The following is a 19,189-nucleotide window of genomic DNA, read 5'->3' as shown; positions in this document are numbered from 1 at the left end:
GGTTGCCCGGCATGCAACTCACTTTTCTTTGCTTCGCCAAAGAAAAGTAAGCAAAAGAAAGGCGACCCTGGTTCCTGCGTCCCTTCGCTGCGCTACGGGCAACCTGCGGTGCTCGGTCCAGCCGGGGTCAAAAACAACTCGCTTCGCTCAAGCAAGTTTTTGCCCTGATCCGTCTGGCCCTGCGCTCCTCGGCGCATCCACAAGGGCCAATCGGGAGCGGGGACAAAAATACAAAATCAACACAAATACCAACAAGGACTCGCCACGGCGAGTCCTTGTTTCTTCAGGTATTCGGATTCCTGTCTTCGGCTGTTGGTATTCCTTCTCCCCATCCCTTCTGTATGCGCCGAGGAGCGCAGGTTCAGGCGGATCAGGGATCGCGATTGTCTGAGCGAAGCGAGTTCGAGCGAGACCCCGCCTGGACCGAGCACCGCAGGTTGCCCGTAGCGAAGCGCAGGGACGCAGACAGCAGGGTCGCCTTTTCTTTTGCTTACTTTTCTTTTGGCGAAGCAAAAGAAAAGTGAGTAGCCGCCGGGCTACCCCCGGCCAGCAACCCTCAGCAAAGACCGCAAACACCGAAACAACAACAACCAAAAAAGAAAATAGCTATTAATTTAGGAGCTGCCTGCGCCCGTCCCTATTGGGTGTAAGGCCAATAAGACGATTAATTGGCAACCGTGAACCGGCGCCGAACATGCCGCGCGTTTTCAATCTCGTCCACGATGGCCACAGCCAGGTCAGGCACCGAAATACCGGCTGGCTTGTCACCCTGGCCAGGCAGCAGGTCGTCCGCGCCCAGCCGGTACTTGCCGGTACGTTCGCCAGGCGCCAAGCCAATGGGAGGCGAGACAAAGCTCCAGTCCAGTGAGGTTTCGAGCTTGAGCTGGTTCAGCGCCTGGCGTGCGGCGAGCGCGCCCTGCTTGTATTGCGCGGGAAACTCCGGCGTGTCCACGAGCTGCAGGCCGGGCGCCACATACAGGCTGCCGGCGCCACCCACCACGAGCAGGCGTTTGACGCCCGCCTGCTTGACGCCGCTCACGATGGCTTGGCTCGCCTCAAGGTGCAGGTCGTGGATTTTCGGCTCGCTCCAGCCCGGGTTGTAGGCGCTGATGACAGCATCGTGGCCCGCTGCCGCTTTGGCCACCTGGCCGGCATTCAGTGCGTCGGCGGCGACCACGGTCAGGCCGGTTTGCGGCGTGACTTTGCCGGGGTTGCGGGCCAGCACGGTGACCTTGTGGCCGCGGCTCAGCAGCTCGGAAAGAATAGGTGCGCCGATAAAACCTGTGGCGCCGATCAGTGCGATGTTCATAAAAACTCCTGCGGGTTAAAAGAGCCTCCAGTGTCATTACTTCACAACGTTCTGAATAGACGGCAAAATTCGCTAACACTGTGAAGTAGAGCTAACTAATGAGCGATAAATCCATGGACCAGCTCAAGCGCATGGCCATTTTTGCCGAGGTGGTTGCCAAAGGGTCCCTGACTGCGGCGGCGCGGCAGCTGGGCATGACACCTTCGGCCGTGAGCCAGCATTTGCGGCAGCTTGAGCAGTCGCTCGGCCTGGCCTTGCTGCACCGATCCACCCGGCGCCTGACGCTGACAGAAGCGGGTGAGCGCTACCACGCCGGTTGTGCCGCCATGGTGGCGGCTGCGCGCTCTGCGGAACAGGCGCTGGTGCGGCTGCGCGACGAACCCGAAGGCGAGCTGCGCCTGGCCGCGCCGGCCGGCTTTGGCAGCCTGCTGGCAGCGGCGCTAGCGCCGCTGCGCGGCTACCCCCGGCTCACGCTGCGCCTGCTGCTGGACGACAAGCTGGTGGACTTGATCGGCGAACGCGTGGATATCGCGGTGCGCGTGGGGGAGCTGGCCGACTCCAGCCTGGTGGCACGCAAGCTGGGCGATATGACGCGCCAGCTCTGCGCCTCGCCGGCCTACCTGGCCGAACGGGGCTGGCCCGCCGCGCCGCAGGATTTGTTGCGCCACGACTGGCTGGCCAGCAAACCCAACAGCAGCAACAGCGCGGACATGCTGGAGCTGCTGGGCCCGTCCGGCGAACGCGAAACCCTGAGGCTGGAAGGCCGGGTGCAGGCCTCGCAGGTGACGGCGCTGCATGCGCTGGCCATAGCCGGCTGGGGCATCAGCATGGGTGTGAGCGAGGACGACCGCAAAGCGATGGCCGAAGGCCGCTTGCTGCCGATACTGCCGGGCTGGCGCATGGCGGATGTTCCGGTCTACGCCGTCACGCCGCGGCGCGGCGAGCAGCCGGCCAAGGTGCGCTACACGCTGGAGCTGCTGGCGGCCTGGTTTGGCGGCGGGCAGCCCGGGGCCAGGCCTGTTGCGGACGCGGCCTGAACACCAGTGTGCGGCGGCTCAGGTCAGTTGCATGGAGCGCGCGGCATCCAGGTGCGCCTTCACACGCTGGGCCAGCGCGACGTCGCCGGGGGTCTCCGGCCGCCATTCCTGGGCGGGCAAGGCCTTGCCGTCCAGGTCTACCGCAACAAACACCACCAGGCATTCGGTGATGACCTGCATCTGCCCGACTTTCATGTCGCCGGCGCGCACTTCCACCGAGATGTTCAGGCTGGTCGTGCCGGTGTAGGCCAGGCGGGCTTCGACTTCGACCAGGTCGCCGATCATGATGGGGCGCTGAAAACGTATGCTGCCCACCGACACGGTGACGCAATAGCGTTTCGCCCAGCTGGTGGCGCAGGCGTAGCCGGCTTCGTCAATCCATTTCATGACGGTGCCGCCGTGCACTTTGCCGCCGAAGTTGACGGTGCTGGGTTCGGCCAGGAAGCGGAGGGTGATGGAGGACATGGAGGCTGCCGGTAGTTTTACGAGGTTCTCATGCGTGCTGCCAGGCGATGCCGGCGACACGCATCATATTGTCGCCCATCACGCCTTCGATCTCGGTTGCACCCAGGCCCACCCGGCGCAGCGCTTCGGGCAGCAGTTGCCAGGTTTCAACCGGTGTGTAAGTCATGCGTTGCACGGCGCGGTCGTAGCCGGCAGACCTGGGCCACCAGTAGGTGGGGTCGTAGTCGCCGGGCGGGTTGTCATTGAGCTCGTCCTGCCGGAAGCTGATGTCCAGGCCGATGCCCGCATGCTGCGCGCCGACCAGGCCCGCCACATAGGCCACATGCCGCGCCATGTCGTCAGCCGTCGGCGTGCGCGTACCCAGGAAGGCGGAGACGCCCGAGACGCACACCACGCCGCCGGTCGCGGCGCAGGCGCGTATCTGCTCGTCGGTGATGTTGCGCCCGTGCTCCACCAGCGCAAGCGGGTTGGCGTGGCTGAAGATCACCGGCTTGGCCGAGGCGGCCATGATGTCGAGGCTGCAACGGCGGCCGGTGTGCGAGCAGTCCATCAAGAGGCCCGCCTCGTTCACTGCCTGCACCATGCGCACACCCAGCGGCGTGAGACCGCGTGCTTCGTCGTGGCAGCCGTCGGCCACGCTGTTGTTGCGGTTGTAGGCGAAATGGATTTGCCGCACGCCGAGGTCGCGGTATAGGTTCACCATCTCGGGCCGCTCCTGCAGGGGCATCGCGCCTTCCAGGTCAAAGCCGATGGCAAGCTGGCCCGCCGCTGCGGCCTCGCGGATCTCGTCCACACTGGACACCAGCCGGTAGCGCCCGGGGTTCGCGGCGATCTTCGCGCGGAAGGCCGCAATGACCGCCATGATTTGCGCCACCGGGTTCATGTCCATGCCGACATTGACGGACACATAGTTCACGCCCGCGGCGCGCAACGCGTCCATCGGCGAAAAATCGGCTGCCGGGTGCAATGGCAGGCAGGCGTGGGCTTCCCAGTGGATCATGGCGTGGCGTGTGGTGTTGAAGAGAAATTAAAGCATGCGGCGCTGCGGCACGCCAGACCTGCCTGGTAACGATTTACGCCGTGGCGGATACGTCGGCCGCCGCGCGGCGTTTGAACCCGGTGGAGGCTTCCATCAGGCTCAGCGTATAGGCATTCGTGACTTTGTGTGCCGCCAGGTCGGCCGCAGGCAGCATCTCCACCGTCTGGCCGCGTTGCATCACCATCAGCCGTTCACACAGATGCGTGACGACGGCCAGGTCGTGGCTCACCATGACGAAGGTCAGGCCGCGCCTGCGGCGCAGTTCTTCCAGCAGGTTCAGCACCTCGGCCTGCACCGAGGCGTCCAGTGCCGAAGTGGGCTCGTCCAGCAGCAGGATTTGCGGCTCGAGAATCAAGGCGCGCGCAATGGCGATGCGCTGACGCTGCCCGCCCGAGAGCTGGTGCGGGTACCGAAAGCGAAAGCCCGTGCCCAGGCCGACTTCTTCCAGCGCACGTTCGATGCGCGCTTCCGCATCGCTGATGCCGTGGATGGCCAGCGGCTCGGCCAGGATGCGGTCTACCGTGTGGCGCGGGTGCAGCGATCCATACGGGTCCTGGAACACCATCTGCACCTGCCGCCTGAAGGCCTTGCTGCCGGGTGCGCTGTCCTGGCCCAATAACTTGACCGTGCCGGCCGTGCGAGGCGCCAGGCCGCAGATGGCGCGCAGCACGGTGGACTTGCCGGACCCCGATTCGCCGACGATGCCGAAGCTTTCGCCGGGGGTCACGATGAAGGAGGTATCGGCGACGGCGACAAAACTGTCGTACACCACGCGCAGGTTGCTGACTTCCAGGCCCAGCGATGCGGATGAAGCCACGGCGTTCACAGCGCCCACTCCGGTTGCCTGTCCAGCGTCGCCAGCGGATGCGTGGACGCGCCCAGCTGCGGCAGGCAGGCCATCAGGCCGCGTGTGTAGGGATGCTGCGCGTTCGCGAGGCCGCCGGCGGCCAGCTCTTCCACCACGCGGCCCGCATACATCACGAGGATGCGGTCGCAGAAGGTGGACACCAGCCGCAGATCGTGCGAGACCAAAATCAAGCCCATGCCGCGCTCAGCCACCAGCGTGTCGAGGATGGACAGCACCTGCAGTTGAACCGTCACGTCCAGCGCCGAGGTCGGCTCGTCGGCGATCAGCAGGTCCGGGTCGGCGATGAGCATCATCGCGATCATCGCGCGCTGGCCCATGCCGCCCGACACCTCGTGCGGGTAGAGCTTGTAGACGCGCGCCGGGTCGTCGATGCGCACGGACTCCAGCGCGGCGAGGGCACGCTTTTTGGCTTCCGCCGACGACACCCGGGTATGGGCTTGCAGCGTCTCCACGATCTGCGCGCCAATTGTCATGACGGGGTTCAGCGAAAACTTCGGGTCCTGCAACACCATGGCGATGCGGCCGCCGCGCAGTTCGCGGCGTTGGGCGGGCGGGCAATTGAGCAAGTCCACGCCGGCGAACTCAAGACGCTTGGCGCTGATGCGACCCTCCGGTGCGGTCAGCCCCATGATGGCGCGGCCGGTTTGTGATTTGCCGGAACCCGACTCGCCCACGATGCCCAGGCGCTCGCGGCCGAGCGTGAAGGACACGCCGCGCACGGCCTCAGTCATGCCGCCGTCGCGGCGCGGAAAGCTGACGCGCAGGTCGTCGACCACCAGCAGGGGAATGTTGGCGTCCGTCATTTGGCGGCCTTCGGGTCCAGCGCATCACGCAAGCCGTCACCCAGCAGGTTGAAGGCCAGGCTCACGACAAAAATCGCCGCACCGGGCGCGGCGGCCACCCACCACTGGTCCAGCACATAAAGGCGGCCGTTGGCGATCATCGCGCCCCACTCCGGCATGGGCGGCTGCGCGCCCAGGCCCAGAAAACCCAGCCCGGCGGCGGTCAGGATGATGCCGGCCATGTCCAGCGTGACGCGCACGATCACCGACGACACGCACAGCGGCATGATGTGGCCCAGCACGATGCGCCAGGGCGAGGCACCCAGCAATTGCACGGCCGCGATGTAGTCGGTCTGGCGTATCGTCAGCGTCTCGGCCCGCGCCATGCGCGCATAGGGCGGCCAGGAGGTGATGGCGATGGCAATCACCGCGTTCTGGATGCCGGGCCCCAGCGCCGCGACAAACGCCAGCGCCAGGATAAGGCGCGGAAACGCCAGAAAAATATCAGTGATGCGCATCAGCACTGCGTCGATCCAGCCGCCGGCATAACCGGCCACAGTGCCGACGATGAGGCCGAGCGGCGCGGCCAGCACCGCCACCAGAATCACCACCATCAGCGTGATGCGCGAGCCGATGATGATGCGTGAGAGGATGTCCCGCCCCTGGTCGTCGGTGCCGAACCAGTGTGCCCACGAGGGCGGCAGCAGGCGTGTGGTGCGCAGGTCGCCGGTGTAGGCCGAATACGGCGCCAGCAGGTCGGCAAAAATCGCCACGAGGACCAGGCCCAGCACGATGAAGAGGCCCAGCATGGCCAACCGGTTGCGCGAAAAATCGCGGCAGCCGTGGTACATGCGGCCCATGAAGGCCTGGCGGCGCGAGGCAGGTCGGTCGGTGCTCAGCCAGTCGCGCAGGGACGCGGGTTTTGAAGTCATGAGGAGACCTTCATCGGATGCGCGTCCTGGGATCAAGTAATTTATAGAGAACGTCAGAGAGCAAGTTCAAGCCCACAAAAATCGAGCCCACCACAATCGTGCCGCCCAGCACCGCATTCATGTCGGCGTTCTGCAGCGAGTTGGTGATGTAAAGGCCCAGGCCCGGCCAGGCAAAGACGGTTTCCGTCAGCACCGAACCTTCGAGCAAACCCGCATACGAGAGCGCAATCACGGTGACCAGCGGAACCATGGCATTGCGCAGCGCATGGCGCCAGATGATGCGCGACTCCGACAAGCCCTTGGCGCGCGCGGCAATCACGTACTCCTGCGCCAGCTCATTGAGCATGAAGGAACGCGTCATGCGGCTGATGTAAGCCAGCGCGAAATAGCCGAGCAGCGAAGCCGGCAATATCAGGTGTGAAAACACATTGCGAAAAGCCTCCCACTCGCCGGTCATGGCCGTGTCGAGCAGCAGCAGCCCGGTGATGGGCTTGAGTGTGTATTCATAACTCACGTCGATCCGGCCCGGCCCGGAGACCCAGCCCAGTCGCGCATAAAACACCACCAGCGCCATCAGCCCCAGCCAGAAGATGGGCACCGAATAGCCCACCAGGCCGATCACGCGCACCACCTGGTCCACCAGCTTGCCGCGCCGCACTGCGGCCCAGACGCCCAGCGGCACGCCCAGGCCCGCGCCTATCAGGATGCCCAGGCTCGCCAGCTCCAGCGTGGCCGGAAAGGCGCGCTTGATGTCCGTCATCACCGGGTTGGCTGTCAGCACCGAGACGCCGAAATCGCCCTTGAGCACCTTGCCGATGTAGATGTAGAACTGCTCATACAGCGGCTTGTCCAGCCCCAGCTCCTGGCGCACCCGCTCGATCACATGCGCCGGCGCGCGATCACCCACGATGGCCAGCACCGGGTCAATGGGGATCACCCGGCCGATGAAAAACGTGACCGCGAGCAGGCCCAGGTAGGTGAGCAAAATCACCACCAGGAAGTTGACTAAGCTCCTGGCGTGCGGCGTGAAGCGCTGGCCCGCCGTGCGCGTGGCTACCGCGCTGAGCGGCGCCACGCCGGCGGCTGTGGGGTCGGGAATGGCCAAAGTCGGTGGGCTATCAGCGCTTGGAGGCGTTGAACATGTAGTTGCTGTCGAAGGTGGGGCCCAGCTTCAGGCCGTCCACGTTGCTCCGGAAAGCCGCCACCTCAGTTTGCTGGTACAGCATGATGAAGGGGCTGGTCTTGCGGAACTCGGCCTGCAGGTCCTCGTACATCTTCTTGCGCTTGCCGGCGTCGCGCTCCAGCACCGCCGCGTCCGACTGCTTGGTCAACTCGGGAATCGCCCAGGCATTGCGCCAGGCCAGCGGCTTGGCCTTGGCATCGTCGGCGTTGTCGGGGTTGCGCGTGAAGGTGTCGGCGTTCGAATGCGGGTCCCAGTAGTCGGCGCCCCACTGGCCGATGTACATGTCGTGGGTGCGGGCACGGTACTTGGTCAATGTTTGCTTGCCGTCACCGGGAATAATCTCGACGTCAATGCCGGCCTGCTTGGCCGTCTGCTGGAAGGCCTCGGTGATGCCCTGTACCGGCTGGATGGTACGCATGTCGATGGTGACCTTGAAGCCGTTGGCAAGGCCCGCCTTGGCCAGCAGCGCCTTGGCCTTGGCCACGTCGAGCTTGTACGGCTTGACGGTGCTGGCGCCCAGCAGGCCCTGCGGCAAAAAGTTCTGGTTGATCACGCCGATGTTCTTGACCAGCGTGTCGCCGATGGCATCGTAGTCGACCAGGTATTTCAGGGCCTCGCGCACCTCGGGCTTGGCCAGGTTGGCATTCTTCTGGTTCAGGCTGATGTAGTAGACCGTGCCCTTGGGCGTGGAGGTCATCTTCACGTCCTTGTTGGTCGAGAGCGCGGCGATGTCCTGTGGGCTCAGGTTGCGGGCGATGTCGATGTCGCCTTTTTCCAGCAGCAGGCGCTGCGTGGCCGATTCTTTGACGTGGCGGTAGATCACGCGGGCCAGCTTGGGCTTGGCGCCGTAGTAGTTGTCGTTGCGTTCCAGCGCCACGATTTCATTGGCTCGCCATTCGCGCAGCTTGAGCGGGCCGGAGCCGGCGTAATTGGTTTTCAGCCAGGCGTAACCCCAGTCACCGTTGACCTCTTTCGATTGCACCAGCTTCATGTCGACAATGCCGGCCACGTTGGCCGTCAGGCAGTTGAAGACAAAGGTGGGTGCATAGGCCTTGTCGGTTTCCAGGGTCACCACGGTCGGGCTGGTGGCCTTGATCTTGTCCTTGACGTTGGTCTTGGAGAAACCGAACTGGGTCAGGATGAAGGCGGGGGATTTGTCCAGCATCACCGCGCGCTGCAGCGAATACGCCACTTCTTCGGCCGTCAGCGGGTTGCCCGAGGCGAACTTGAGGCCCGGCTTGATCTCGAAGGTGTAGGTTTTGCCGTCGGCCGAGACGGTCCAGGATTTGGCCACGTCGCCCACCAGTTTGGACGGGTCGTTCACATCCAGGCGCAGCAGGCGGTCATAGGTGTTGCCCATGATCTCGCCGGCGGACAGCTCAAAGGCCTCGGCCGGGTCCATGGTGATGATGTCATCGAAACCGAAGGCCAGCACCAGGGTGTCTTTGGGCGTGGCGGCCAGCACGGCGCCGGCGCTGCAGGCCAGCATGGCGGCTGCGGCAGTGGCGCAAAGAACGCGGCGGCTGAGGAGGGGAAGCATGTGGTTCAAGATGATTTCCTTCGGTTGGACAGTCAAAACAAACATGGCGGCTACGCGCTTGTGGCGATAGCGCCCCGGGGTCGTCGGGGATGAGCAGGAATCGTGCCCATGCCCCTTGTTGTGGCGGCCTGTAACTTGTACATACAAGTTGAGGTGATCGCGACTGATGCATTCTGCGCTGCCGCGTAGGCGCGTCAAGACCCGGGTTTTCCGCGATTGCCGACTTCCTGAAAACTGGCGAGCTGAACGGTGGCCCGATTTGTCGCCGCCCATGTGCGGCCAACACCGTTGCCCCGGAAAACGTGTCCAGACGCCGCCAGCGGGGTGGAGCGGTACGGCCTGCTGCCCTGCTGGCTGTCGGATGATGGGCCCGGCGGAATCCTGGTGGACGACCCCGCTGATCTCTGCAGGTTTTACCGGTATTTTGTTGTTGCTATTAAAAGCATAGCTGCTGGCGCCCGGCCTTATTGGTCTTAAGGCCGAAACTTCCCTTGAAAACAGCCTGAACCGGGCCTGATTTCAGTTTCGGGGGACAAATCCCCTTCTTCCCATGCGTTCGGGAAGCCTGGCAAGCCTTGTTTTTGTGGGTCAAAAGTGGCCTGAGGCCAATTAAATCGGGCGCAACAGGCTATGAAATTGATAGCGAATATTCAATGCGTCCGGATCCGGCAAAGGACACCTGCCGTCAGATCACCGGCCTTTACCCCGCCCCGTGACATTTCTTGTACTTCTTCCCGCTACCGCAATAACACAGGTCGTTGCGCCCGGGCGTGGCCTCCACCCGCACCGTCTCGACCTTGGGGCCCATGGTCTTCCACAGCTCACGCAAGTCATACACCGCCCAGATGGCCTCGCCAAACGCGTTGAGCCTGGCAATGCTGGTGCTGGGCGTGCCGTCTTCGCTCAGGGGTGACACCTCGGGCGGGGCGCTGTCGTCTTCGGTCATGGCGACCACGGCCTGCAGGGCACCATCGAGCCATTTGGCGGCGTCTTTGTCACGCGGCGCCATCCACTCGTCGGGCCAGCTTTCCACCGCAAACATGAAGCCCAGCGCCCAGACCTGCGCGAATGCGGGCAGGTCTTCACCCTTGAAGGCGGCACGTTCGTCGGGCGGCATGTCGGCCACGGCGCCGCGTATGTCCATGACCTCGGGGTGGTAGCAGTTGTCGTCTTCGAGCGAATCTACTTCGGCGTCCAGTGCCGTTTCGACTTCCTGCCAGCGCTGGCTCCAGAGCATGAGAAAGCGTTCACGTTGCGCCTCGCTGGCGAACGAACCGCCTTCCGGATCCGGCGCCTCGCCCTCAGCGGGGACGGCCAGCAGCACGGGCAGGTATTCGGCTGCCTCGATGGGCCGGCGCGAACAGATCACGGCGGCCATGAAGCCTTCGCAGAATTCCCACTGGGGTGTTTCGTCGTAACGGGTGCGCAGGTCATCGAGGATGGCATCGAGCTCGTCGAACGCCTCGACTTCCAGGAAAACCGGCTCCGGCGAGGGCTTTGAGGGGATGACGGATTTGGGGGTGGACTTCATGAAAAAAACAGTTATGAGCGTCACGTGAGGCTCTTATGATGCAAAGTGTATCTGGCGCGTCGCGGCTGCATGCCTGTGTTTTGTGCCCTTTTGTGATCCCCTCCCACGGAAGCCCTGTCATGTTTCTTCAGCGCCTGGATGCCTGGTTCCCCGTCCGTTACACCTTTATGGCCCTGTGCGGGCTTGCCGCGCTGCTGGGGCTGCTCGGCCTGATGGTTTTTGGCGTGGGGAAGCTGGCGCTGGTATCCCTGGTGGCCGGCGTGGTGCTGGTGTGTGTCGGTGTGCGCGACTTGCGGCAAACGCGCCATGCCGTGCTGCGCAACTACCCGGTCATCGGCCACATGCGTTTCCTGTTTGAGTACATCCGGCCCGAAATGCGCCAGTACTTCATCGAAAGCGACAGCGAGGCCACGCCGTTTTCACGCGCCCAGCGCTCGCTGGTGTACCAGCGCGCCAAGGGCGAACCCGACAACCGACCTTTCGGCACGCAGCTCGACGTGGGCGCGCAAGGGTATGAGTGGGTCAACCATTCGATGTCGCCGACCAAACTGCCAACCCACGACTTTCGCGTCTGGATAGGCGGCACGCCCGATCACCCGTCGCCCTCGGTGGAGCCCTGCACACAGCCTTACCACGCCAGCGTGTTCAACATCTCGGCGCTGAGCTTCGGATCGCTCTCGGCCAATGCCATCATGGCGCTGAACAAGGGCGCCAAACTCGGCGGCTTCGCGCACGACACGGGCGAGGGCTCGATCTCGCAGCACCACCGGTTGCATGGCGGTGACCTGATCTGGGAAATCGGCTCGGGTTACTTTGGTTGCCGCAACGAGGACGGCACGTTCAGCGAGGAGCGTTTCGCCACCAACGCACGCGACCCGCAGGTCAAGCTGATCGAGCTCAAGATGAGCCAGGGCGCCAAGCCCGGCCACGGCGGCATCCTGCCCGGGCCGAAGGTCACCGAGGAAATCTCGGCGGCGCGCGGTGTGCCGCAAGGCAAGGACTGCATCTCGCCCTCCAGCCACAGTGCGTTTTCCACGCCGGTCGAGATGATGCATTTCATCGCCAAACTGCGAAAGCTGTCGGGCGGCAAGCCGACCGGCTTCAAGTTCTGCATCGGCCACCCCTGGGAGTGGTTTGCGATTGTGAAAGCCATGCTGGAGACCGGCATCACGCCGGACTTCATCGTGGTGGACGGCGCCGAGGGCGGCACGGGCGCTGCGCCCGTCGAGTTCACAGACCACGTGGGCGCACCGCTGCAGGAGGGCCTGCTGCTGGTGCACAACACGCTGATCGGCGTGAACCTGCGCAGCCGCGTTTCCATCGGTGCCGCCGGCAAGGTGGTGAGCGCTTTTGACATGGTGCGGCTGATGGCGCTGGGCGCCGACTGGTGCAATGCCGGGCGCGGTTTCATGATGGCGCTGGGCTGCATCCAGGCGCAAAGCTGCCACACCGGAAAATGCCCCACCGGCGTCACCACACAAGACCCGGTTCGCCAGCAGGCGCTGGTGGTGCCCGACAAGGCCGAGCGGGTGCGCAACTTTCACCGCAGCACGCTGCATGCGCTGCAGGAGCTGGTGCAAGCCGCGGGCCTGTGCCACCCGCGCGAAGTCAACGCGCATCACATCGTGCGGCGGCTGACGGATACCGAGGTACGGCTGCTGAGCAACCTCATCATGCAGGTGGAGCCCGGCGCGCTGCTGGGCTCGCTGGAAAAACAGAACACGGTGTTCAGCTACTACTGGCCGCTGGCCAGCGCGCACAGTTTTCGCGCCAACGGCGTAGGGCCCGGGGGGCACATGCCTGCGCAGGCCAACGGCATCCGTGTGCCGGTGACGGGTGATGCCTCGGCGGTATCGGGGGCAGTTCCCTCCGGCGCCTCCGCAGAGCGCGCTGCGGGTTGAACGCCCCTCACGGCGTTTCAGGGCGATGAACGGGTTGCTATCAATTAAATAGCTGTTTGCGCCCGTATTCCCTGGGTCAGGAGCCTTTTTTTCATTGAAAGCACATGCCGGTCCTTGCTGAGCAGCAAGGCCTTGCCGGCCACCGCCAGGTCGATGAACTTCTGGTCGTCGGGGTCGCTGCAGGTGACGCCCGCCTTGGCTGCCACCTCCGTCAGGCGAGCATGCCGGTCAAAGGCGGCGAGCACGTCACCGGCGCTTAATTCGTAAAACGCCAGGCGGGGAATGATTTGCGGATAGGCCAGCACGCGCTCAAGTTCGTCGCGCATGGCCTGCGTGGCCAGCCAGTCGAGTTCGCCGGCCTCCAGCGCTTTTTTCAGCGGCTGCGCTGCCGCATCGTTGAAGACAAACACGTCGAGGACGATGTTGGTGTCCAGCACCACAGGCTGGCGCACTGAGGCCGTCACGCCGCCGGCTCGTTCGGTGGGGTGGGGGTGGCTGCGCCGGGCTTGCCGCGTGCGGAGCCCGCCACCATGTCAAAGCGGAACAGGCGGCATTCGATGGGACCGTTCCACATCGGCACGCGCCGCGATTCTTTCAGACGCATCTTGCCGGGTAGTTTGAGGTCGGGCGTGAGCACGTGAGCGGTCCAGCCGGCGTAGTTTTTCTTCCAGTGCGCGGCCAGTTGCGGGAAGAAGTCCGTCGCTTCTTCGCCCCAGGCGTTTTGTGCCTGCTCGCGGCCGGGATTGGCAGAACGGTCCCGCGATGTCTCGAAGGCGGGTTCTTCACGCGTGTCGCCCTGATCACCGCTGTCCCGGTTCAGCGGCTGGCCAAATTCGTCGATGGGCTGGTTGCGGTGGTCCTGCTGCACGCGTCCTTCGGCATGTCCTTGCTGGCGGCGCTGGTCGCGTCCCTGCAGGCCGGTGATGCCGGCCACGCCTGCCACATCGATCCGTTCGCCGTAAGGCGGATTCACCAGCATCACGCCCGAAGGCGCGGGCGGCATGCGCTGCAGTGCGTCGCCGCCGCGGAATTCCACCGCATTGGCTACGCCGGCACGCTCGGCATTGCGTTCGGCGAAATCGACCATGCGGAAGGACACGTCGCTGCCGAACACCGGCGCGGTGGGTTCGGTGATGGCGGCTTCGGCCTGGTCCAGCAGGCCATCCCACACATGGCCCTGGAAGGGCAAGTATTTCTGGAAGGCAAAGCGTCGGTTGATGCCGGGCGCAATGTTGCAGGCGATTTGCGCGGCTTCAATCGCGATGGTGCCCGAGCCGCAGCAGGGGTCATAGAGCGGCACGCCTTCTTTACAGAGCTGATCCCAGCCGCTGGCGGCAATCATGGCGGCGGCCAGGGTTTCTTTCAGCGGGGCATCACCCTTGTCTTCGCGCCAGCCGCGCTTGAATAGTGGCTCGCCCGAGGTGTCGATATAAACCGTGACGGTGTCCGTCGTCAGGTGCACGTAGACGCGCACGTCGGGCCAGCGCGTGTCGACGCTGGGCCGCACGTCGTCGAACTTGGCGCGAAAGCGGTCGGCGATCGCGTCCTTGATCTTCAGCGCCGCGAAGTTCAGGCTTTGCAGCGGACTGTGCTGGGCGGTGATCTCGACCTTGAAGGTCTGCTTGGGCGTGAACCAGATTTCCCAGGCCACATTGGCGGCAGCGTTGTAGAGGTCTTGTTCGCTGCGGTACTGGTTGTGCTGCAGCTCGATCAGCACACGCTGCGCCAGGCGGCTGTGCAGGTTGAGCTGCAGCGCGTCGCGCCACGAAGCCTGCAGCTGCACGCCGGCGCGCCAGGCTTTGCCGTCGATCCCGGTGACACGCTTGACCTCGGTGGCCAGCAGGGTTTCGACGCCTGCGGCGCACGGTAAAAACAATTGGAGTTGATTCATGACTGACTTTGAGGGACGGGCAGCGCGGCCTGGTTGGCGGCTAGAGTGATTTGCGCAGGTTGGCGGGCGCGATGCGGAGCGCCTCGCGGTACTTGGCCACGGTGCGGCGTGCGCATTCAATGCCCTGCTCCTTGAGCATTTCGGAAATCTGGTTGTCGCTGAGCGGCTTCTTGAGGCTTTCTGACGAGACAAATTGTTTGATGAGCGCGCGCACCGCTGTGCTGGAAGCATTGCCGCCGGTTTCGGTGCCGAGCGCGGAACCGAAGAAATACTTGAGCTCGAAAGTGCCGAAAGGGGTGCCCATGTACTTGGCCGTGGTCACGCGTGAGATGGTGGATTCGTGCAGGCCCAGTTCGTCGGCAATTTCGCGCAGCACCAGCGGGCGCATGGCGAGTTCGCCGTGCGTGAAGAAGTTTTTCTGCCGCTCCACGATGGCGCTGCTCACGCGCAGGATGGTGTCAAAGCGCTGCTGGATGTTCTTGATGAACCAGCGGGCCTCCTGCAGGCGCTGCTGCAGCGCCTGGCCGCCCTGGCCCTTGTGCTGCTTGAGGGCATTGGCATAAATGTCGTGCACGCGCAGGCGCGGCATGACGTCGCCATTGAGCGAAACCTTGAAGCCCCGGCCCGATTTGATGACGATGACGTCGGGCACGATCAGGTTGCGCTCCACGTTTACAAAGCGGCGTCCGGGCTTGGGGTCGAGCCGGCCTATCACCGTGATCGCACCCTTGATGGCGGCTTCGGTGAAACCGCACAGGTGAGACAGGCGCTTGACGTCGCGCTTGGCCAGCAGCTCCATCGGTTGCTTGCACATGGCAATGGCGGCGCGGGTTTCCTCGCAGTCCTTGCAGTCCAGCAGCTGCAGACTCAGGCATTCCGCCAGGTTGCGCGCACCGACACCGGCAGGCTCCATGTGGTGCAGCAGCTTGAGCGCCATCGCAAAACGCTGCTCCAGCTCTTCCGCCTGCGCCATGTCATCTTTTGCTAGACCGGCCGCGAGCGACGCCAGGCTGTCTTCAAGGTAGCCGTCGTCGTTGAGCGATTCAATGAGGAAGTGCAGCGCGGCGCGGTCTTCTTCCGACAGGCGCAAGCTCAGCGATTGCCGGTGCAGGTGGTCCTGCAGCGACTCATGGCTGCCCGTGAGGTCGGAGGCCTCGGCTTCGCTCTCTTCATTGTTGTTCTTGCGCGCCGGTGCGTCACTTCCCCACTCGCTGTCGTCGGGCGCGGTTTCTACCGTGCCATCGCCTTCCCAGCTTTCCTCGAGCTTGGGCTCCGCACTGACTTCTGCGTCATTCGGGGTTGCAGCACTGGTCTCGTCGGCGCCGCCAGCTATCGAATCCGTAGCAGATTCAAACTCGCGGCTGTCCTGGCTGACCGGCGTGTTGATGTGCTCCAGCCCAAACTCTTCGCGCACCGCCGTCTCTTCCGACACTTCCAGGAACGGGTTTTCGTCGAGCATCTGCTCGACCTCCTGGCTCAGCTCAAGCGTCGACAGCTGCAACAGCCGGATCGACTGCTGTAGTTGAGGTGTCAGCGCAAGATGCTGCGAGACGCGTAATGACAGACCTTGTTTCACTGGACTTTCAAACTTGCGGAAGGTTGAGGCGATACGTCTTTAACCAGCGGGCGCCGCGGAACTGGCTTTGCCAGGCCGCAGGCGCCGTCCCTGGAGGGGGAGAGGGAGCTACACGAAGTGAGCGACAACAGGGGGGAGCCATCTTCTTACATCTTGAAGTGCTCGCCCAGGTAGACGCGGCGCACATCGGCGTTGTTCACGATTTCGGAAGGCGTACCCTGGGCCAGCACGTGGCCGTCGCTGATGATGTAGGCGTGGTCGCAAATGCCAAGTGTTTCACGCACGTTGTGGTCGGTGATCAGCACGCCGATGCCGCGCGATTTGAGGAAGCCGATGATGCGCTGGATTTCGATCACGGCAATGGGGTCGATACCGGCAAAGGGCTCATCCAGCAGGATGAAGCGCGGCTGGGTTGCCAGCGCCCGCGCGATTTCGACCCGGCGGCGTTCACCGCCGGAAAGCGCCGGCGCCGGTGAATTGCGCAAATGATCTACCCGCAAATCCTGCAGCAGCGCGTCGAGCCGCGACTCGATGTCTGCGCGCCCAAGCGGTTTTCCGGCTTTATTGAGCTGCAGCTCCAGCACAGCACGCACGTTTTCTTCCACCGTGAGCTTGCGGAAAATCGACGCTTCCTGCGGCAGGTAGCTCAGGCCCAGGCGGGCACGCAGGTGAATCGGCATGTGCTCGACCGATTCGCCGTCAATGGAAATTTCGCCTGCATCGGCGCGCACCAGGCCCACGATCATGTAGAACGAGGTCGTTTTGCCGGCACCGTTGGGGCCCAGCAGGCCCACGACTTCGCCTTTTTGCACGGACAGCGAAACGTCCTGCACCACCTTGCGGCTGCCGTACGATTTTTGCAGACCTTGCGCAACAAGGCGACTGGGGGTCAAGGCAGGAGCGGCCGGGGCCGCTGAAGTGTCAGTCACCACATCCATCTGTGCAGGTCTTTCTAGTTCTTTTCATTGCCCAGCGTCGTGCTGGGGCGCAGAACCGGGGCGGGGCCTGCGGGCGGCGCCGCGACGGGTGTCGAGGCTGTCGCGCGGGGTGACAGCATGGCGCGAACCCGCCCCGTGGGGTTGCTGGCCGTGCGGTTTTGCGCCCCCCCATCCACGGTGAAGACGTCGGTGTTGTTGTCGTAAACGATCAGGCTGCCGGTGGTTTCGTCCACCAGGGTGGCGCCGTTGTAGCGGCGCACCACCGCCCGCTTGATGAACTTCACCAGGTCGGCACGGCTGTCATATTCAATGCGTTCGCCTTCGCCTTCGATGTATTCGTCTACGCCGTCACGCTTTTTCCGGTAAAACGCCAGCTTGCCGGGCGCCGCGACGGACACCGCCTGCTGGTAGCCCTCGGGATCCTGCATGACGTCAACGCGCTCGCCGCGCACGATGGTCGTGCCCTTGGTAATCACCACATTGCCGGTAAAAACGCTGGTTTGCTTCAGGTCGTCATAACGCAGGGCATCTGCCTCCGCGTTCATGGGTTTGTCCCGATCAGCTTTTTCGGCAGCGGCCGGGAAAGCCGACCCCAGCGCCAGGATGACCGGCAGGATGAGGGAAAAAATGGGGTGTTTCATAAGGCACGAATCTTGCTGCTTGGTGTTGGGTCATTGTAGCCACGCCAGCTGCGGGAATGGCTTACTCCGAAAAAGTAGGGGCATAAAAGCCATAAAAAAACCCGCCGTGCAAAGGGCGGGTTTTGGAAAAGCAGGCGCCGACCTGGCTTTGCCGGGCCTTACTTTTTGGCGTTGCGGGACTGCCCAACCAGGTAATCGGTAACCTGCAGCGCCCGTGCCATGGTCTGGGTCAGGGAGCCTGTGGTGTAGTAACGTCCTGCGATACCCAGTGCGGGAACGCCGTCAACCTTGTACAGGTCCTGAAGTTGCGTCGCTTTGCGTGCTTTGGTCGTCACCGAAAAGGAGTTGTACATCTCCGCAAACTTGGCCTTGTTGAGGCCCTGTTTTTCAGCCCAGGCAATCACCGCATCGGCGGTATTGAGCGGCTGTTTTTCTACGTGAATGGCGTTAAACACCTTTTTATGCAGTTCTTCGACCTTGCCCATGGCCTCGAGCACGTAATAAAGGCGCTGCTGGGGTTCAAAGTCTGGACGGAAGGACACGGGCACGCGCCTGAGCGTGACGTCTTTCGGCAACTGCTTGGCCCAGGCTTCGAGCTGGGGCTCAAAGGCGTGGCAGTGCGGGCAGCTGTACCAGAAGAACTCCACGACTTCAACCCGGCCTGCGGGTGCCTCGGTCGGAACGGGCTTGTCCAGTGTCAGGTAATCAACACCTTCCTTGAAGGCGTTGGCCTGGGCGCGTGCCGCGGTAGACAGCGTCGTGCCGCCCAAGGTAGCAGCAGCCATGGAGGCGGCAGAAAGCGAAAACTCACGGCGTTGCATCAAATTTTTCTCCTGAATGACGGTAATACTCGTACGGGTTGGTACAGCGGCCGCTGAAAAAGTTCAGTCGCCCCGCAAAGTGTCAGCGCTGGACCCTGACCAGGGCCGTTTCTATCGAGTTGTTGTCCAGGCGCTCCTTGGCTTTGTCGGCGTCTTCCTTTTTGTCGAAAGGCCCGAGGCGTACGCGGTAGACGGTGCGGCCGGCTTGTTCGCGCTCGGTCACTTTGGCCTGCATGCCCAGCAGCAACAGCTTGGCGCGTTGCTGTTCGGCGTCTTCCGGCGTGCGAAAGGCACCGGCCTGAATGAAATAGCTGAAGGGATCCGCTCCTGGAGCGGACGACAGGCCTTCGACCTTGGCCTTTGCCAGATCGCCCAGCGGATCGGCAGGCGCTGCTGGTTTGGCCACTTTGGCCGGCGCCGAAGCGGCGGCCTTGGGGGCGGGCCCGGCGGAGGGGTCGGGTACCGGAACACCAGGCACTTCAACTGCGGCCGGAGGCGGCGGCTTGGGCTGGTTCTTGCCGGCCAGCGGGGCGTTCGGGTTCCAGTCCTTGTTTTTCTTGGCTTCCGCAGCGTCGCTGTCGGGGTTGCGTGCCTGGCTCTTGTTCATGAACGGAACCGGCACCTTGGTGATGTAAACCGCCACCGCCAGCGCCGCGCCCAATCCGATCAGCGCGCCAATGATCAACCCCAGCAGGGTTCCGCCTCGTTGTGTATTCATACCTTGCCCACGTTCAT

The 19,189-nt window shown here is 63.6% G+C and carries 18 protein-coding genes; 2 read left to right on the top strand and 16 right to left on the bottom strand.

Annotated elements, in window-relative coordinates:
• Positions 1–664 precede the first annotated feature (664 nt).
• Positions 665–1,309, bottom strand: a complete 645-nt coding sequence (locus AC1DYQ_RS15440) for an NAD(P)-dependent oxidoreductase (RefSeq protein ID WP_477687492.1) — start codon at positions 1,307–1,309, stop codon at positions 665–667.
• A 98-nt stretch (positions 1,310–1,407) separates the two neighbouring features.
• Here AC1DYQ_RS15440 and AC1DYQ_RS15435 point away from each other — a divergent pair, with 98 nt between their 5' ends.
• On the top strand, positions 1,408–2,346 hold the full coding sequence (locus AC1DYQ_RS15435) for a LysR family transcriptional regulator (protein WP_477687491.1): 939 nt from the start codon (positions 1,408–1,410) through the stop codon (positions 2,344–2,346).
• 18 nt (positions 2,347–2,364) lie between these two features.
• Here the strand turns inward: AC1DYQ_RS15435 and AC1DYQ_RS15430 are convergent, their stop codons facing one another.
• From AC1DYQ_RS15430 to AC1DYQ_RS15395, 8 genes are all read right to left on the bottom strand, one after another.
• A complete protein-coding gene (locus tag AC1DYQ_RS15430; protein WP_457282388.1) occupies positions 2,365–2,811 on the bottom strand; it encodes an acyl-CoA thioesterase in 447 nt (148 codons plus the stop codon).
• A gap of 28 nt (positions 2,812–2,839) precedes the next feature.
• Positions 2,840–3,811 (bottom strand): dipeptidase, encoded by a 972-nt coding sequence (locus tag AC1DYQ_RS15425; protein ID WP_477687490.1) that lies wholly within the window; start codon positions 3,809–3,811, stop codon positions 2,840–2,842.
• A 73-nt stretch (positions 3,812–3,884) separates the two neighbouring features.
• Positions 3,885–4,649 carry an ABC transporter ATP-binding protein gene (locus tag AC1DYQ_RS15420; RefSeq protein ID WP_477687596.1) on the bottom strand — a complete coding sequence of 255 codons (765 nt, stop codon included), beginning with the start codon at positions 4,647–4,649 and terminating at the stop codon, positions 3,885–3,887.
• A gap of 23 nt (positions 4,650–4,672) precedes the next feature.
• A complete protein-coding gene (locus AC1DYQ_RS15415; RefSeq protein WP_477687489.1) occupies positions 4,673–5,521 on the bottom strand; it encodes an ABC transporter ATP-binding protein in 849 nt (282 codons plus the stop codon).
• Positions 5,518–6,432: a nickel transporter permease gene (gene nikC, locus AC1DYQ_RS15410; protein WP_477687488.1), complete on the bottom strand. Its 915-nt coding sequence runs from the start codon at positions 6,430–6,432 to the stop codon at positions 5,518–5,520. The genes AC1DYQ_RS15415 and nikC overlap by 4 nt, the downstream gene beginning before the upstream one ends.
• Before the next feature lie 10 nt (positions 6,433–6,442).
• Positions 6,443–7,537, bottom strand: a complete 1,095-nt coding sequence (locus AC1DYQ_RS15405) for an ABC transporter permease (protein WP_477687487.1) — start codon at positions 7,535–7,537, stop codon at positions 6,443–6,445.
• 13 nt (positions 7,538–7,550) lie between these two features.
• Positions 7,551–9,155 carry an ABC transporter substrate-binding protein gene (locus AC1DYQ_RS15400; protein ID WP_477687595.1) on the bottom strand — a complete coding sequence of 535 codons (1,605 nt, stop codon included), beginning with the start codon at positions 9,153–9,155 and terminating at the stop codon, positions 7,551–7,553.
• A gap of 700 nt (positions 9,156–9,855) precedes the next feature.
• Positions 9,856–10,686 carry a YecA/YgfB family protein gene (locus AC1DYQ_RS15395; protein WP_477687486.1) on the bottom strand — a complete coding sequence of 277 codons (831 nt, stop codon included), beginning with the start codon at positions 10,684–10,686 and terminating at the stop codon, positions 9,856–9,858.
• Between the two features lie 119 nt (positions 10,687–10,805).
• On the opposite strand from AC1DYQ_RS15395, the gene AC1DYQ_RS15390 reads away from it, so the two are divergent.
• A complete protein-coding gene (locus AC1DYQ_RS15390; protein ID WP_477687485.1) occupies positions 10,806–12,587 on the top strand; it encodes an FMN-binding glutamate synthase family protein in 1,782 nt (593 codons plus the stop codon).
• 44 nt (positions 12,588–12,631) lie between these two features.
• Here the strand turns inward: AC1DYQ_RS15390 and AC1DYQ_RS15385 are convergent, their stop codons facing one another.
• The 7 genes from AC1DYQ_RS15385 to AC1DYQ_RS15355 all read right to left on the bottom strand — a co-directional run bounded on the left by AC1DYQ_RS15385 (position 12,632) and on the right by AC1DYQ_RS15355 (position 19,172).
• Positions 12,632–13,051: a putative toxin-antitoxin system toxin component, PIN family gene (locus AC1DYQ_RS15385; protein ID WP_477687484.1), complete on the bottom strand. Its 420-nt coding sequence runs from the start codon at positions 13,049–13,051 to the stop codon at positions 12,632–12,634.
• Complete coding sequence (locus tag AC1DYQ_RS15380; RefSeq protein ID WP_477687483.1) at positions 13,048–14,478, bottom strand: THUMP domain-containing class I SAM-dependent RNA methyltransferase; 1,431 nt, start codon at positions 14,476–14,478, stop codon at positions 13,048–13,050. The genes AC1DYQ_RS15385 and AC1DYQ_RS15380 overlap by 4 nt, the downstream gene beginning before the upstream one ends.
• Before the next feature lie 40 nt (positions 14,479–14,518).
• Positions 14,519–16,054, bottom strand: a complete 1,536-nt coding sequence (locus AC1DYQ_RS15375; protein ID WP_477687482.1) for an RNA polymerase factor sigma-54 — start codon at positions 16,052–16,054, stop codon at positions 14,519–14,521.
• 146 nt (positions 16,055–16,200) lie between these two features.
• Complete coding sequence (gene lptB / locus AC1DYQ_RS15370; RefSeq protein ID WP_477687481.1) at positions 16,201–16,992, bottom strand: LPS export ABC transporter ATP-binding protein; 792 nt, start codon at positions 16,990–16,992, stop codon at positions 16,201–16,203.
• Positions 16,993–17,006: 14 nt separating this feature from the next.
• Complete coding sequence (gene lptA, locus AC1DYQ_RS15365; RefSeq protein WP_477687480.1) at positions 17,007–17,633, bottom strand: lipopolysaccharide transport periplasmic protein LptA; 627 nt, start codon at positions 17,631–17,633, stop codon at positions 17,007–17,009.
• 158 nt (positions 17,634–17,791) lie between these two features.
• Positions 17,792–18,454 carry a thiol:disulfide interchange protein DsbA/DsbL gene (locus tag AC1DYQ_RS15360; protein ID WP_477687479.1) on the bottom strand — a complete coding sequence of 221 codons (663 nt, stop codon included), beginning with the start codon at positions 18,452–18,454 and terminating at the stop codon, positions 17,792–17,794.
• Between the two features lie 82 nt (positions 18,455–18,536).
• The gene (locus tag AC1DYQ_RS15355; protein WP_477687478.1) at positions 18,537–19,172 is read right to left on the bottom strand and encodes an SPOR domain-containing protein; all 636 of its coding nucleotides are present in this window, start codon (positions 19,170–19,172) and stop codon (positions 18,537–18,539) included.
• Positions 19,173–19,189 lie beyond the last annotated feature (17 nt).

The sequence above is a fragment of the Polaromonas sp. P1_F4 genome (genome assembly GCF_056405675.1).
The sequence above is the reverse complement of the archived record's forward strand: the minus strand, read 5'-3'. Positions and strand labels throughout refer to the sequence as shown.